Raw genomic sequence first — 13712 nt, forward strand, 5'->3', positions numbered from 1 at the left:
GTTTCGTCAGGCCGCCTTCGGAGCCGCCTGACGGACGCCCTCGTCCACATGATCCGCGAATTGCGCGAAATTCTCGATGAACTGGTCGACCAGCTTCTTGGCGGTCGCGTCATAGCCGGCGCCGTCAGGCCAGGTCTCGCGCGGGTTGAGGATCTTGCTCTCGACGCCCGGCACCGCGACCGGGACCTTGAAGCCGAAATTGGGATCGATCCGGAACTCGGCATTGTTCAGGCTGCCGTCCAGCGCGGCGTTGAGCAACGCGCGGGTGACCTTGATCGGCATGCGATGGCCGACGCCGTACTGGCCGCCGGTCCAGCCCGTGTTGACCAGCCAGCAATCGACGCCGCCCTTGGCGATCCGCTCCTTGAGCAGGTTGCCGTAGACAGACGGATGGCGCGGCATGAACGGCGCGCCGAAGCAGGTCGAGAAGGTCGCCGACGGCTCGGTGACGCCGATCTCGGTGCCGGCGACGCGCGCGGTGTAGCCCGACAGGAAATGGTACATCGCCTGTTCCGGGGTCAGCTTCGCGATCGGCGGAAGAACGCCATAGGCATCGGCGGTCAGGAAGATGAGGTTCTTCGGGACCGGACCGAGATTCTCCTTCGACGCGTTCGGGATGAAATCGATCGGATAGGAACCGCGGCTGTTCTCGGCCAGGCTGTCGTCGTCGAGGTCGATCTCGCGCGTATCGGGATCGATCACGACATTCTCGAGCACCGTGCCGAAACGCTTGGTGGTCGCGTAGATCTCCGGCTCGGCCTCGGCCGACAGGCGGATCATCTTGGCGTAGCAGCCGCCTTCGAAGTTGAACACGGCCTCATCCGACCAGCCATGCTCGTCGTCGCCGATCAGCGTGCGGCTGGCGTCGGCCGACAGTGTCGTCTTGCCGGTGCCCGACAGGCCGAAGAAGATCGCGGTGTCGCCCTTCGGACCGATATTGGCCGAGCAGTGCATCGGCATGACGCCGGCGACGGGCAGCTTGTAGTTGAGGATGCCGAACACCGATTTCTTCATCTCGCCGGCATAAGCCGTGCCGCCGATCAGGATCAGTTTCTCCGTCAGGTTGACGGCGATCACCGTCTGGCTGCGGCAACCGTGCCGCTCGGGGTCCGCGGCGAAGCTCGGCAGGTCGATGATCGTGAACTCGGGCACGAAGCTGGTGAGCTCGGCCGCCTCCGGGCGCACCAGCAGGGTGCGGATGAAAAGATTGTGCCAGGCCAGCTCGTTGATGACGCGGACGTTGACGCGGTGCGCCGCCTGCGAACCGCCGTAGAGATCCTGCACGAACAGCGTCTCACGCGTCTTGAGATGGGCCAGGAAGTCAGCCTTCAGCGCAGCGAAATGCTCGGGCGTCATCCCCTTGTTGGTCTTGCCCCACCATACGCTGTCCTCGGTCTCGGCATCGCGGACGATGAACTTGTCGTTGGCGGAACGGCCGGTGTGCGCACCGGTCTTGACGACGAAGGGCCCGTCCTTGGCGAGCAGTCCTTCGCCCCGCTGGACCGCATGCTCGACGAGGGGCGCGGTTCCCAGGTTCCAGTGGAGCTGGGCGGCGACATCGATTCCCTGTTTGTCGAGGCCAAAGGCGGGGATGAGCTGGGGCACTTTTGTCTCCTATACGGGTGAGGCTACCGTTGTGGGGTCGCCCTCCTAACGTCTAGGCACGTGGCGATGCCGCGAATCCATCGTTCGGCATCCTCCGCACCTTTGTATCTTTCCCATCGCGCATAGTTTCAAAGCCCCGGATCGTAAAGGGTGCGCAGCATGGTTGAACGTCCATGAGGGCTGCGCTAGGCAGAGCGGGCATTTTCCGGGCCATGGCGTGTCGGCCAGCATCATTTCGGGGAGGCCACCGGTCCCAATGACACCCACGATCGCCCTGGTCGACGACGATCGCAACATCCTGACCTCCGTCTCGATCGCGCTGCAATCCGAAGGGTTCACGGTCCGGGTCTATTCGGACGGCGAATCGGCGCTGAAGGCGCTGCTCGACAATCCGCCCGACCTTGCCGTGCTCGACATCAAGATGCCGCGCATGGACGGCATGGAACTGCTGCGGCGGCTGCGCGAGAAGAGCAGCATCCCGACGATATTCCTGACCTCCAAGGACGACGAGTTGGACGAGGCGCTGGGCCTCGCCATGGGCGCCGACGACTATATCACCAAGCCCTTCTCGCAACGGCTGCTGATCGCCCGCATCCGCGCGATCCTGCGCCGGACCGAGGTTCGCGCGACGCCCGAGGACCAGGCCGACGCCACCCCGGTCGAGAAGATCGTGCGCGGCCGACTGGAGATGGACCCCGCCCGGCACCGCGTGCAATGGGGCGGCAAGGACGTGACCCTCACCGTCACCGAATTCCTGATCCTCGAGGCGCTGGCCCAGCGGCCCGGCTTCGTGAAGTCGCGCGATCAGCTGATGGACACGGCCTATCAGGACGACGTCTATGTCGACGACCGCACGATCGACAGCCACATCAAGCGCCTGCGCCGCAAATTCCGGCAGGTCGACCCTGAATTCAGGGCCATCGAGACGCTCTACGGCGTGGGCTATCGCTTTGGCGAAGAGTAGCAGCGCGCTGGGCACGCCCGAGGCGGCGGCGCGCACCTCCCTCACCACCCGTATCCTCGCCGTCAACATCTTCGCGCTGGCGATGCTGGCTGGCGGCTTCTTCTATCTGGACAGCTACCGCGCCCAGCTGATCGACGCCCGGCTCGAGGAGACCGCCACACAGGTCCGGCTGATCGCGGAGGCCTATGCCGTGACGCCGCCTGCTGGACGGCCGCAGCTCCTCTCCAAATTCGGCCTGCTGACCGATACGCGGCTGCGGGTCTATGCCTACCCATCGCCCACCGCGCGCGCCGCCGAGGTTCCGCGGAGCTTCGACAGCTGGTCGGTCTCCGGCCCGACCTACCAGCTTCGCGATCCGGCGCAGGAGGAATGGCAGAAGCGGGTCGCCCGTTTCCTCGACCGGTCGATCGACATCATCGTCGACGCCGACCATCCCGAGCATTTCCATGAGCCGGACCACGACACGCTCGCCGCCTGGCCGATCGCCCTGCGCGCGACGCGCGACCGCAACATCGCCACCTCGGTCGAGCGGGCGCCGGACCGGACGCCGATGATCCTGGCGGCGATCGACGTCCGCCGTCCCGACGGCAGCGGCGCGGTGATCCTGTCGACAGAGAACCAGCGCGACATCACCCGCATCGTCCGCGCCGAGCGGCTGCGCCTCGGCGTCGTGCTGCTGATCGTCGTGCTCGTCTCGGTCAGCCTGTCGCTGTTCCTGGCGCGTACCATCGTCCGCCCACTGCGCCGTCTGGCGCTCGCGGCGCACCGCGTCCGCCTTGGCCGGGCGCGCGAGGTGCAGGTGCCGCGCCTGCCCGAGCGGCGCGACGAGATCGGTACCCTCGCCCGCGCGCTGTCCGACATGAGCATGGCGATCCGCCAGCGGATCGATGCCACCGAGGCTTTCGCCGCCGACGTGACGCACGAGCTCAAGAACCCCCTCGCCTCGCTGCGTTCCGCAGTCGACAGCCTCGGCATCGTCAAGGATCCGGCTCTCCAGAAACAGCTGATCGACGTGATCCGCGACGATGTCGGCCGGCTCGACCGGCTGATCACCGATATTGCCGAGGCATCGCGGGTCGATGCCGAGCTGGCGCGCGCGCGCTTCGAATCGGTCGATCTCGGCACGATGATCGAGGGGCTGCTGACCACCCGTGAAGAGCGCGGCCGCAACGGCGACGTCCGCGTGGCCTTTGCCCGCCCGCATCGCGGCACAGCGGTGGTGTTCGGCGACGGATCGCGGCTCACCCGTGTGATCGAGAACCTGGTCGAGAATGCGGTTTCCTTCTCCCCGGCCGGCGGGCTCGTTCAGGTTGCAGCCACCCGCGATGGCGATGATGTCGTGATCAGGGTGGAAGATGAGGGACCCGGCGTGCCGCCCGACGCGCGCGAGGCGATCTTCAACCGGTTCCACAGCGACCGCCCCGAAGGCGAGGAATTCGGCCGGCACAGCGGGCTTGGCCTCGCCATCGCGAAGGCTATCGTCGAGGGTCATAATGGTTCGATCGTCGCGACCGACCGGGACAATGCGCCGAACGGCGCGAGGTTCGTCATCCGCCTGCCGGCCTGGAGCCGCTAGGCCATGAGCGATTCCGTCCCCCTCGCGGGCCCGATTCATGCGAGCAGCGTCCTGATCGACGGCCGGGTGGTGCTGATTTCCGGCCGTTCGGGCAGCGGCAAGTCGGACCTGGCGCTGCGGCTGATCGATCGCGGCGCGCTGCTCGTTGCCGACGACTATACCCGCGTCGACGGCCGGGACGGACGGCTGATCGCCAGCGCGCCACCGCAGATCGCCGGCCGGATCGAGGTGCGAGGCGTCGGCATCGTCGAGCTGGCGAGCGCCGTCGAGGGGACGGTCGCCCTGCTCGTCGATCTCGACCGGGCGGTCGAGCGCATGCCTGCCGAGCCGCTGCCGACGACGCTGTTCGAAGGCGTTGCCATCCCCACGATCGGCCTTGCCGCTTTCGAGGCATCGGCACCGGTCAAGGTGGAGCTGGCGCTGCGCCGTCATGGGCTGGGAGGCCCGCAATGACCAAGGCTGGAGAGCCACGCCGTATCCTGTTCGTCACCGGCATGTCCGGTTCCGGCAAGAAGACCGCGCTGACCGCGCTCGAGGACATGGGCTGGGAGACTGTCGACAACCTGCCCGTGTCGCTGCTCGAACGGCTGCTCGCCGCCAGCCCGGCCGAGGGGAGCATCGACGAAGGCCGTCCGCTCGCGCTCGGCATCGACAGTCGCACCCGCGATTTCGACAGCCGCGGAGTCGTTCGGCGGGTGCGGTCGCTGCGCGACAGCGGGCGCGACGCATCGATCCTGTTCTTCGACTGTTCCAATACCGAGTTGAGCCGCCGCTATTCGGAGACGCGCGCGCGTCATCCGCTGGCGCAGGACCGCCAGGTCGAGGACGGCATCACCTATGAGCGCGAGCTGCTGGCCCCGTTGCGCGAGGCGGCCGACGAACTGATCGACACCACGGACAGCTCGACCAACGATCTGCAGGCACTGCTGCGCCGCCGGTTTGGCGATTCGGCGGGCACGGGGACGACGCTGACCGTCATGTCCTTTGCCTTCTCGCGCGGGGTGCCGCGCGACGCCGACCTGATGTTCGACATGCGCTTCCTGCGCAATCCGCACTGGGTGCCCGAACTGAGGCCCCATAGCGGCCTCGATCCCGACGTCGGCGCCTATATTGCCGGCGACCCGATCTATCCCGAGGCGCGCCGGCGGATCGAGGAGCTCATCCTGTTGTTGCTGCCGCGCTATGAGATGGAGGGCAAAAGCTATGTGACGATCGCCATAGGCTGCACGGGGGGGAAGCATAGGTCCGTGCATTTCGCCGAAACCCTCGCAAGCCGGTTGCGCCAGGAGGGATTTTCGCCCACGGTCCGCCACCGCGATTTGACTCGGCAGAAGTCGAACGCTGAGGAGAGCACCGTGCCAGGCGTGGGATCATGACCATTGGGTTTTTAGTCAGATGATCGGATTGGTGCTCGTTACCCATGGCCGCCTTGCGGCCGAGTTTGTGACCGCGATGGAACATGTCGTGGGTCCACAGACCGCGATCGAGGCGATCTGCATCGGTCCGGACGACGATATGGAAAGCCGCCGGGCCGACATCGCCCGCGCGGTGAAGGCCGTCGACGACGGATCGGGGGTGATCCTGCTGACCGACCTGTTCGGCGGCACGCCATCGAATCTGGCCATCTCGCTGATGGAACCGGGCCGGGTCGAGGTGATCGCCGGCATCAACCTGCCGATGCTGATCCGCCTCGAAGGTGCCCGCAAGATGATGAAGATCAAGGCCGCCGTCGCTGCCGCGCGCGATGCCGGCCGCAAATATATCTCGGTCGCATCCGAGGTTCTGGGGGAAGCTGCCGCATGACGCAATTCCGGCGCGAAGTGCAGATCACGAACATAAGGGGGCTTCACGCCCGGGCCAGCGCCAAATTCGTCACTCTCGCCAGCGCGCACAGCGCCGATGTCGAGGTCGAGAAGGACGGGTCGAAGGTCGCCGGCACCTCGATCATGGGCCTGATGATGCTGGGCGCCGCCAAAGGCGACAGCGTCGTCATCTCCGCCACCGGCGACGGCGCCGAGAAAGCGCTCGCCGCGCTGGTGGAACTGATCGAAGGCAAGTTCGGCGAGGAGTGAAGTGAAACCGTTCGTGTCGAGCGAAGTCGAGACACGTTTCGCCTAGTCCACGTCCCTCGACTTCGCTCGGGACGAACGGCGTCCAGTCGAGGTCCATCACCCTGCCCCGCCAGATCACCGCCTTTTCCAACCCGCTGATCAAGCGCGTCCGGTCGCTCCGCGAGAAACGGCACCGGCGCGAGGAAGGGCTGTTCCTTGCCGAGGGACTGCGGATCCTGACCGAGGCGTCCGAGGCCGGCATCCTGCCCGAATATGTCTTCTTCGCGAAGGATGGCGCCCGACATCCGCTCGCCCAGGCGCTGATCGAGGCGGTCGAGGCCAAGGGTGGAGAGGCGATCGAGACCGACCGCGACATCCTGTCCAAGCTGTCGGGCAAGGACAATCCCCAGACGGTGATCGGCGTCTATCGCGAATTCGACACCGCGCTCGACCGCATCGACCGTTCCACGGCGGGCATCTGGATCGTCGCCCAGTCGCTGCGCGATCCCGGCAATCTCGGCACGATCCTGCGTACCGGCGACGCGGTCGGCGCGGGAGGGCTGATCCTCATCGACGATTGCGTCGATCCCTTCTCGGTGGAAGCGGTGCGGGCGACGATGGGGGCGCTGTTCACCCAGCGGATCGCGGCGGCGCGATGGCCCGATTTTCTTACCTGGCTGCGCGCCGGGCCCGGGCAGCTCGTCGGCACCAGCCTGAAGGCGACCCAGGACTATCAGGCGCCGCGCTATGCCGCGCCGACCTTCATCCTGGTCGGCAACGAGGCACAAGGCCTGCCGTCCGACTATGAGGAGCAGTGCGATCTGCTGGTGAAGATGCCGATGCTGGGCAAGGCCGACAGCCTCAACGCCGCGGTCGCGACGGCGGTGATGGCCTATGAGGTGCTCAACCAGCGGCGGGCGCGATGAGCGGGGAGCCGCCGCCCAACTACATCACCCCGGCGGGCTTCGCCGCGATGCGGGCGCGTTACGACCATCTGTTCGGCATCGAACGCCCGGCGCTGGTCGAGGTGATCAGCTGGGCCGCCGGCAATGGCGACCGGTCGGAGAATGGCGACTATATCTACGGCCGCAAGAAGCTGCGCGAGATCGACCGCGAGCTCGCCCATCTCTCGCGGCGGATGAAGGCGGCCAAGGTCGTCGATCCCGCCCGGCAAGCCGATCGCGGCAAGGTCTTCTTCGGCGCCACCGTCACCGTCGTTGACGAAGACGACGTCGAGCGGACGGTGACGCTGGTCGGCGCCGACGAGGCCGATGCCGGCAGCGGCCGGATCAGCTGGCTCTCGCCCCTCGCCCGCGCGTTGCGTGGCGCGGCGGTCGGCGACGTCCGCCGCGTCACCCTGCCGGGAGGCGACCGCGAACAGGAGATTCTCTCGATTCGCTATCCGGATGCCTGAACGGCGTCCGGCCGTTGCTCCAAATGTCCTTTCCCGCTGTTTGTCTCGTTCCGGATCAGGCACTTGCGGCGCTTCCGGCAAGTTTCGCATCGACTTGAAGCGCCGATGCGGTATTTTTCCCCCATGAGCATCGAGGCCATCAGCAAACTGACTGCCAGGCAGCGCGACTGCCTGCGCCTCGTGCTTCATCACAAGCAGTCGAAGGAAATCGGTCGCGAGCTCGGCATCTCGCCGATGACCGTGGACAATCATTTCCGCAGCGCGATTCAGACGCTGGGCGTCTCGAACCGCCTCGAAGCCGCGCTGATGCTGGCCTCGTACGAGGGCGACGAGCCTAGTCAGCGATTGACTAGTCAACCGCACCCCGTTGTTTCCCCGGCCGAAAGTTCCATCATGGCCTCGTCGTCGGACATCGGTGACGGGCAGAGGGAAATGACGAGCGCCCTTCGAGAAGATCAGGTCCCCTACAGGACCTACCGCGAAGCGAGCTTCGTCGATTTCCCCTTGCCGGTGCCGACCAGGGGGAAGCCACGCAATGACCTGTCGATCGCCCAGCGCCTGTTCTGGATCGCCATACTGATCTTTGGAATGGGACTGGGGGCCGGCGCGCTGCTGTCTGGCTTCGCCGCTCTGACGAACATCGCCCTGGCGCTCAAGCACTAGGGACTTCCTGCAACCGTTCCGAGGCGCCCGTTCCGGCGCAAGGGGAGAGCTATGTCCAAGAACCGTGATGACGCAACGCTGCGCGTCTATGCCGCCCTCGAGCAATATGAGCGCGCTCTCGACATCGCCGCGAAACAGGGTGCCCTGCTGGCGGCCGAGCTTCCGCAGGCACGGCTCGACGGCAATTTCGCGCTGGAGGTCGCGCAGGGCGCGTTCACGCACTTTTTCAACTCGCTCTCCACGATCATCGAAGCGCGCGGACAGGTCGTAGAAGGCCACCGCGAGCTCGCGGTGGTCCAGCGCAAGTTCAACCTGCCCGTCGTCTCGACCGGCGATAAAGGTACGATCCCCAAGCTGCCGATCGACAACGGCGAGTCGCTTCCGCGCCGCGTAGCGTAAATCCGTCCGGATCACCCTTGACGAGAGATCGTCGGAGATCGATTGATCGGGGGTGATCCGGCAACTCCTCTATGGCGCGTTGATGTGGGCCGTGTGCCTGTACGCCTTCTTCCGGGGCGGATGGGCGGAACGCGTGACCGCCGGGGGAATCCTGATCGCAACCTATGTGACGGTTCTGGTGCTCAGCCCCTTGGCTATCCGTTATCAGTTCGTTGAACTGCCGGTGATGGCCGTCGACACCGTTCTGCTCTTCGTGCTGGTCGGCATCTCCCTGAAATCGGAAAAATTCTGGCCGCTATGGCTTACCGCAATGCAGGGCCTGACCATCTTGTCGCACCTGGCGCCCTATGTCCCGCATGTGCTGCCATGGGCCTATGGCAATGCAGTTGCGGTGTGGATCTATCCCATGCTGATCGTGCTGGGCTTCGCGGTCCACTCCCATCATCGCAGCAGGAAGGCTGGCGGCTCGTTCTCCGGCTGATCCAGGCGATGAAGCCGATCGGGGCCTCCGCGATCGTCGACCGACTGATCGTCGAATTCACCGACGCCTCCACCCTGCTCTTCGCCGGCCCCGCCCGTCTCGAACGCGCGCTGCCCCAGGATCGGGCGATCGTCGACATTTTGATGGCGTCGCGCGAGTTGTTCCTGCATTCGCTCGAACAGCGGATCAGCTGGCGGCCGATCCTGGCCGACGACCGGGCCGTGCTCGACTATCTCGTCGCGCGCATGGCCCATCAGCCGGCCGAGCAGGCCCGCGTCCTCTATCTCAACACCAAGAACGAGCTGCTGCGCGACGAGATCGTCGCCCGGGGGTCGGTCAATCGGGTCGACATATCGCCGCGCGAGATCATCCGCCGCGCGCTCGACATATCGGCGACCGGCCTGCTGCTCGCGCACAACCACCCGTCGGGCGATCCGACGCCGAGCGCCAGCGACGTCGCGCTCACCCGCGACCTGTTCCAGGCCGCGCGGCTGTTCGAGATCGCACTGCTCGACCACATCATCGTGGCACGACAGGGCTATTACAGCTTCCGCGCCGAGGGCCGGCTCTAGGACGGATCGACATTCAGTTCAGGCCGAGGGCATCGGGCTTTTATCTGACCCGCTCACCCTGAGAAAGCATTGAGCGTAGTCGAAATGCTGTCTCGAAGGGCCGGTCGACGTCCGGATATCCTTCGATACGAGCCTTCGCCAGGCTCAGTCCCTACTCAGGATGAGCGGGGGTGCGCCAAGGTGACACACGATGTCCTAAAAAAGGGGACGGCCTGGCAACGGCGCGTCCCCCTTCCCGTTCAGTGCCGGACGGCCACCTCGCCGCCGTCGGGGCTGGTCGCGCCCTTCAGCGTCAAGGCCAGCTCGTCCGCCTCGGTCCAGTCAATCGCGGTGAGGTGGCCGGCCAGCGCCAGGCCCAGCACCTCGTCGACATGGCTGACGGGGATGATCTTAAGCCCCTCGCGGATATTGGCCGGGATCTCGACCAGGTCCTTCTCGTTCTCCTTGGGGATCAGCACCGTGGTGATGCCGCCGCGCAGCGCCGCGAGCAGCTTCTCCTTGAGGCCGCCGATCGGCAGGACGCGACCGCGCAGTGTCACCTCGCCGGTCATCGCCACTTCCTTGCGGACCGGGATGCCGGTCAGCGTCGAGACGATCGCGGTGGTGATGCCGATGCCCGCCGATGGGCCGTCCTTCGGAACAGCGCCCTCGGGCAGGTGGATGTGGATGTCCTTGCGGGCGATCAGGCTCGGCTTGATGCCATAGGCCGGCGCCCGCGCCTTGACGAAGCTGAACGCCGCCTGGACGCTCTCCTTCATCACGTCGCCGAGCTTGCCGGTCGTGCTGATCCCGCCCTTGCCGGGCACGGTGACAGCCTCGATGGTCAGCAGCTCGCCGCCGACCTCTGTCCAGGCGAGGCCGGTGACGGCGCCGACCTGGTCCTCCTCCTCGCCGATGCCGAAGCGGTATTTCCGCACGCCGGCGAAGTCGGACAGGTTGTCCGGGGTGATGACGACCTTCTCGTCCTTGCCCTCGAGGATGCGGCGCAGGCTCTTGCGCGCGAGCTTGGCGATCTCGCGCTCGAGCGTGCGGACGCCCGCCTCGCGGGTATAGTAGCGGATCAGGTCGCGCAGCCCCGCGTCGGTCAGCTCGAACTCGCCGGCCTTCAGGCCATGCGCCTCGACCTGCTTGTCGAGCAGGTGCTCCTTGGCGATCTCGACCTTCTCGTCCTCGGTATAGCCTTCGAGACGGATGATCTCCATGCGGTCGAGCAGCGGCTGCGGCAGGTTCAGGCTGTTCGCGGTGCATACGAACATCACGTCCGACAGATCGACGTCGATCTCCAGATAATGGTCCTGGAACTTGCTGTTCTGTTCGGGATCGAGCACCTCGAGCAGCGCCGAGGCGGGATCGCCGCGGAAGTCCTGGCCGAGCTTGTCGATCTCGTCGAGCAGGAACAGCGGGTTCGATGCCCCCGCCTTCTTCAGGTTGGTGACGATCTTGCCGGGCAGCGAGCCGATATAGGTACGCCGGTGGCCGCGGATCTCGGCCTCGTCACGCACGCCGCCCAGCGACTGGCGCACGAACTCGCGCCCCGTCGCCTTGGCGATCGAGCGGCCGAGCGAGGTCTTGCCGACGCCGGGCGGGCCGACCAGGCACAGGATCGGCCCCTTGAGCTTGTTGGTGCGCGCCTGGACCGCGAGATATTCGACGATCCGGTCCTTGACCTTCTCCAGCCCGTGATGATCGGCATCGAGCACCGCCTGAGCGGCGGCGATGTCTTTTTTGAGCTTCGACTTCTTGCCCCAGGGCAGGCCGAGCAGCACGTCGAGATAGTTGCGGACGACGGTCGCCTCGGCCGACATCGGCGCCATGGTGCGCAGCTTCTTGAGCTCCGCATTGGCCTTGCCGCGCGCTTCCTTCGACAGCTTGAGCTTGGCGATCTTCGCGGCGAGCTCGCTGAGCTCGTCGCCACCGTCCTCGCCCTCGCCATTGCCCAGCTCGCGTTGGATCGCCTTGAGCTGCTCGTTCAGATAATATTCGCGCTGCGTCTTCTCCATCTGGCGCTTGACGCGGCTGCGGATCTTCTTCTCGACCTGAAGGACGCCGAGTTCGCCTTCCATCAGCGCGAACGCCATTTCGAGCCGCTTGGCGGGGTCGAGCTCGACCAGCAGCGCCTGCTTGTCGGAAACCTTGATCGAGATGTTGGCGGCGACCGCGTCGGCCAGCTTCGCGGCCTCCTCGATCTGGCCCAGCTGGACCGAGGTCTCGGCGGGCAGCTTCTTGTTGAGCCGCGCATAATTCTCGAACTGGTCGACCACCGAACGCATCAGCGCGGAGACCTCGGTCCCCTCGGCCTCCGTCTCCTCGATCAGCTCGACCTCGGCGGTCAGGTGGGCGTCTTCGCCGGTCAGCGCCTCGAGCCGGGCGCGCTGCTTGCCCTCGACGAGCACGCGGACCGTGCCGTCGGGCAGCTTGAGAAGCTGGAGCACCGTCGCGACGACGCCGAGATCATAGAGCGCGTCGCGATCGGGATCGTCCTCGGCCGGATCGAGCTGGGCGACGAGGAAGATCGACTTGTCCGCCGCCATCGCGCTTTCCAGCGCGGCGACCGATTTCTCGCGTCCGACGAACAGGGGCACGATCATGTGCGGGAAAACGACGATATCGCGCAACGGCAATACGGGAAGGGTCTCAGTCATCTATTCTCCGATCGGAGCACCGCGGGGGCACGTCCTGGCCCCTATATGGGCCCACCCCTCTTCATGATCAATGAACGGCGCGCTTGGGCCGGGCCAAATTTGTCTTGCCCGGCGTTGTATTTTTCCCTCCCTGCGGTAAGGGCCCGCGAGTGACCTCCTCCGATACCAGCCCTGGCGGCGGACCGCGCCCGACCCGGCGTGACGCCAGCATCGACATATTGCGCGGCCTGGCCCTGATCACGATCACGATCAACCACATCACCGGCTTCACTGACCGGATGCACATGGTCGGCATGCAGTTCCCGACGCTCACCCTGTGGGGCTTCTCCAGCGCCGCCGAGGTCTTCTTCCTGCTGTCGGGCTATCTGGTCGGCGCGGTCTATTTCCGGGCCGATCGCGATCCCGCCATCGCCACCTTCACCGACAAGCTGTGGCGGCGGACCGGCAAGCTCTACGTCTACAATCTCGGGCTGTTCCTGGTCCTGATCCCGCTCGCGCTGAACTCGCCCGACCTCGCCCGGCTCAGCTTCTACAGCTATTTCATCAAGGGCGGCCCATCGACCATCGTCGATTTCCTGATCCTCTACATCCAGCCCTACTGCCTGGAGATCCTCGTCACCTACATGGTGCTGCTCGGCACCGCGCCGCTGTTCGCGCTGCTGCTGCGATGGCAGCCGATCGTCGCGCTGCTGGTTTCGGCCGGGCTCTACTGGTTCGCCCATGAGCATGCCTGGTTCAACGTCATCGGCGGATCGCCGGTCGGCGACTGGCGCTGGAACTTCAACCCGGCGTCGTGGCAGCTCGTCTTCTTCGGCGCGATGGCGGCGGGGCGCTACCGGCTGCTCGCGCGGCTCGAACGGCGCGCCGAGGGCAACTGGCACTGGCTGGTGCCGCCGGTGCTGCTGTTCGCCGGCCTCACCATCCTGTTCCTGGCGCAGAGCTGGTTCTCGTTCGAGGTGCTCTACCAGAGCAAGATCCGCATCGGCCCGGTCCGCGTCGCCCACGCGCTGTCGGTCTGCTGGCTGATCATGAGCATATTGTGGATGTGGCCGCGCCTGCAGCAGCTGTGGCCGATGCGGCAATGCGCGGTGATCGGCTCCAATTCACTCCAGACCTTCGTCGTCTCGGTCGCGCTCAGCTATGCCGCCGGCTTCCTGTGGATCGAGGTCTGGCCGAACCACGACGCCTATATCGCGCTGTGCCTGGCGAGCGTGATCCTGCTTGGGCTGTTCGCCAACGCCTACCGGTACTGGAAGGTGACCCGACCGGCCTGAAGCAGGGCCACAAACCGCAGCTTGCTTCGCCCAAAGCCACCCTCCCCTTGCCTTTCCTGCCCCCCGCGCGC

The 13712-nt window shown here is 65.9% G+C and carries 15 protein-coding genes; 13 read left to right on the forward strand and 2 right to left on the reverse strand.

Features of this window, described 5'->3' with window-relative positions:
* Nucleotides 1–6: 6 nt before the first annotated feature.
* Nucleotides 7–1605, reverse strand: coding sequence for a phosphoenolpyruvate carboxykinase (locus B5X82_RS17250; protein ID WP_079649423.1), 1599 nt, complete (start codon nucleotides 1603–1605; stop codon nucleotides 7–9).
* A gap of 256 nt (nucleotides 1606–1861) precedes the next feature.
* Here B5X82_RS17250 and B5X82_RS17255 point away from each other — a divergent pair, with 256 nt between their 5' ends.
* The 12 genes from B5X82_RS17255 (at nucleotide 1862) to B5X82_RS17310 (ending at nucleotide 9725) form a co-directional block, all read left to right on the forward strand.
* Complete coding sequence (locus B5X82_RS17255; protein WP_079649424.1) at nucleotides 1862–2569, forward strand: response regulator transcription factor; 708 nt, start codon at nucleotides 1862–1864, stop codon at nucleotides 2567–2569.
* On the forward strand, nucleotides 2556–4145 hold the full coding sequence (locus B5X82_RS17260) for a sensor histidine kinase (protein ID WP_079649425.1): 1590 nt from the start codon (nucleotides 2556–2558) through the stop codon (nucleotides 4143–4145). The genes B5X82_RS17255 and B5X82_RS17260 overlap by 14 nt, the downstream gene beginning before the upstream one ends.
* Before the next feature lie 3 nt (nucleotides 4146–4148).
* The gene (locus B5X82_RS17265; protein WP_079649426.1) at nucleotides 4149–4598 is read left to right on the forward strand and encodes an HPr kinase/phosphorylase; all 450 of its coding nucleotides are present in this window, start codon (nucleotides 4149–4151) and stop codon (nucleotides 4596–4598) included.
* The gene (gene rapZ / locus B5X82_RS17270; RefSeq protein ID WP_079649427.1) at nucleotides 4595–5521 is read left to right on the forward strand and encodes an RNase adapter RapZ; all 927 of its coding nucleotides are present in this window, start codon (nucleotides 4595–4597) and stop codon (nucleotides 5519–5521) included. The genes B5X82_RS17265 and rapZ overlap by 4 nt, the downstream gene beginning before the upstream one ends.
* A gap of 19 nt (nucleotides 5522–5540) precedes the next feature.
* Nucleotides 5541–5948, forward strand: a complete 408-nt coding sequence (locus B5X82_RS17275) for a PTS sugar transporter subunit IIA (RefSeq protein ID WP_011951246.1) — start codon at nucleotides 5541–5543, stop codon at nucleotides 5946–5948.
* Nucleotides 5945–6217, forward strand: coding sequence for an HPr family phosphocarrier protein (locus B5X82_RS17280; protein ID WP_079649428.1), 273 nt, complete (start codon nucleotides 5945–5947; stop codon nucleotides 6215–6217). The genes B5X82_RS17275 and B5X82_RS17280 overlap by 4 nt, the downstream gene beginning before the upstream one ends.
* A 101-nt stretch (nucleotides 6218–6318) precedes the next feature.
* Nucleotides 6319–7122 carry a TrmH family RNA methyltransferase gene (locus B5X82_RS17285; protein WP_079649429.1) on the forward strand — a complete coding sequence of 268 codons (804 nt, stop codon included), beginning with the start codon at nucleotides 6319–6321 and terminating at the stop codon, nucleotides 7120–7122.
* Nucleotides 7119–7610 (forward strand): transcription elongation factor GreB, encoded by a 492-nt coding sequence (gene greB / locus B5X82_RS17290; protein ID WP_079649430.1) that lies wholly within the window; start codon nucleotides 7119–7121, stop codon nucleotides 7608–7610. Before B5X82_RS17285 ends, greB begins: the two co-directional genes overlap by 4 nt.
* 123 nt (nucleotides 7611–7733) lie before the next feature.
* Nucleotides 7734–8273 (forward strand): helix-turn-helix domain-containing protein, encoded by a 540-nt coding sequence (locus B5X82_RS17295; protein ID WP_223811316.1) that lies wholly within the window; start codon nucleotides 7734–7736, stop codon nucleotides 8271–8273.
* Between the two features lie 51 nt (nucleotides 8274–8324).
* Nucleotides 8325–8672 carry a hypothetical protein gene (locus tag B5X82_RS17300; protein ID WP_079649432.1) on the forward strand — a complete coding sequence of 116 codons (348 nt, stop codon included), beginning with the start codon at nucleotides 8325–8327 and terminating at the stop codon, nucleotides 8670–8672.
* Between the two features lie 52 nt (nucleotides 8673–8724).
* Complete coding sequence (locus B5X82_RS17305) at nucleotides 8725–9153, forward strand: hypothetical protein (protein WP_079649433.1); 429 nt, start codon at nucleotides 8725–8727, stop codon at nucleotides 9151–9153.
* An 8-nt stretch (nucleotides 9154–9161) separates the two neighbouring features.
* On the forward strand, nucleotides 9162–9725 hold the full coding sequence (locus B5X82_RS17310; protein ID WP_176152611.1) for a JAB domain-containing protein: 564 nt from the start codon (nucleotides 9162–9164) through the stop codon (nucleotides 9723–9725).
* A gap of 239 nt (nucleotides 9726–9964) precedes the next feature.
* Here the strand turns inward: B5X82_RS17310 and lon are convergent, their stop codons facing one another.
* Nucleotides 9965–12367 carry an endopeptidase La gene (gene lon, locus B5X82_RS17315; protein ID WP_079649435.1) on the reverse strand — a complete coding sequence of 801 codons (2403 nt, stop codon included), beginning with the start codon at nucleotides 12365–12367 and terminating at the stop codon, nucleotides 9965–9967.
* A 149-nt stretch (nucleotides 12368–12516) separates the two neighbouring features.
* Between lon and opgC the strand changes: the two genes are divergently transcribed.
* Nucleotides 12517–13641, forward strand: a complete 1125-nt coding sequence (opgC, locus tag B5X82_RS17320; protein ID WP_079649436.1) for an OpgC domain-containing protein — start codon at nucleotides 12517–12519, stop codon at nucleotides 13639–13641.
* Nucleotides 13642–13712 lie beyond the last annotated feature (71 nt).

The sequence above is a fragment of the Rhizorhabdus histidinilytica genome (assembly GCF_900167915.1).
Lineage (GTDB): Bacteria > Pseudomonadota > Alphaproteobacteria > Sphingomonadales > Sphingomonadaceae > Rhizorhabdus > Rhizorhabdus histidinilytica.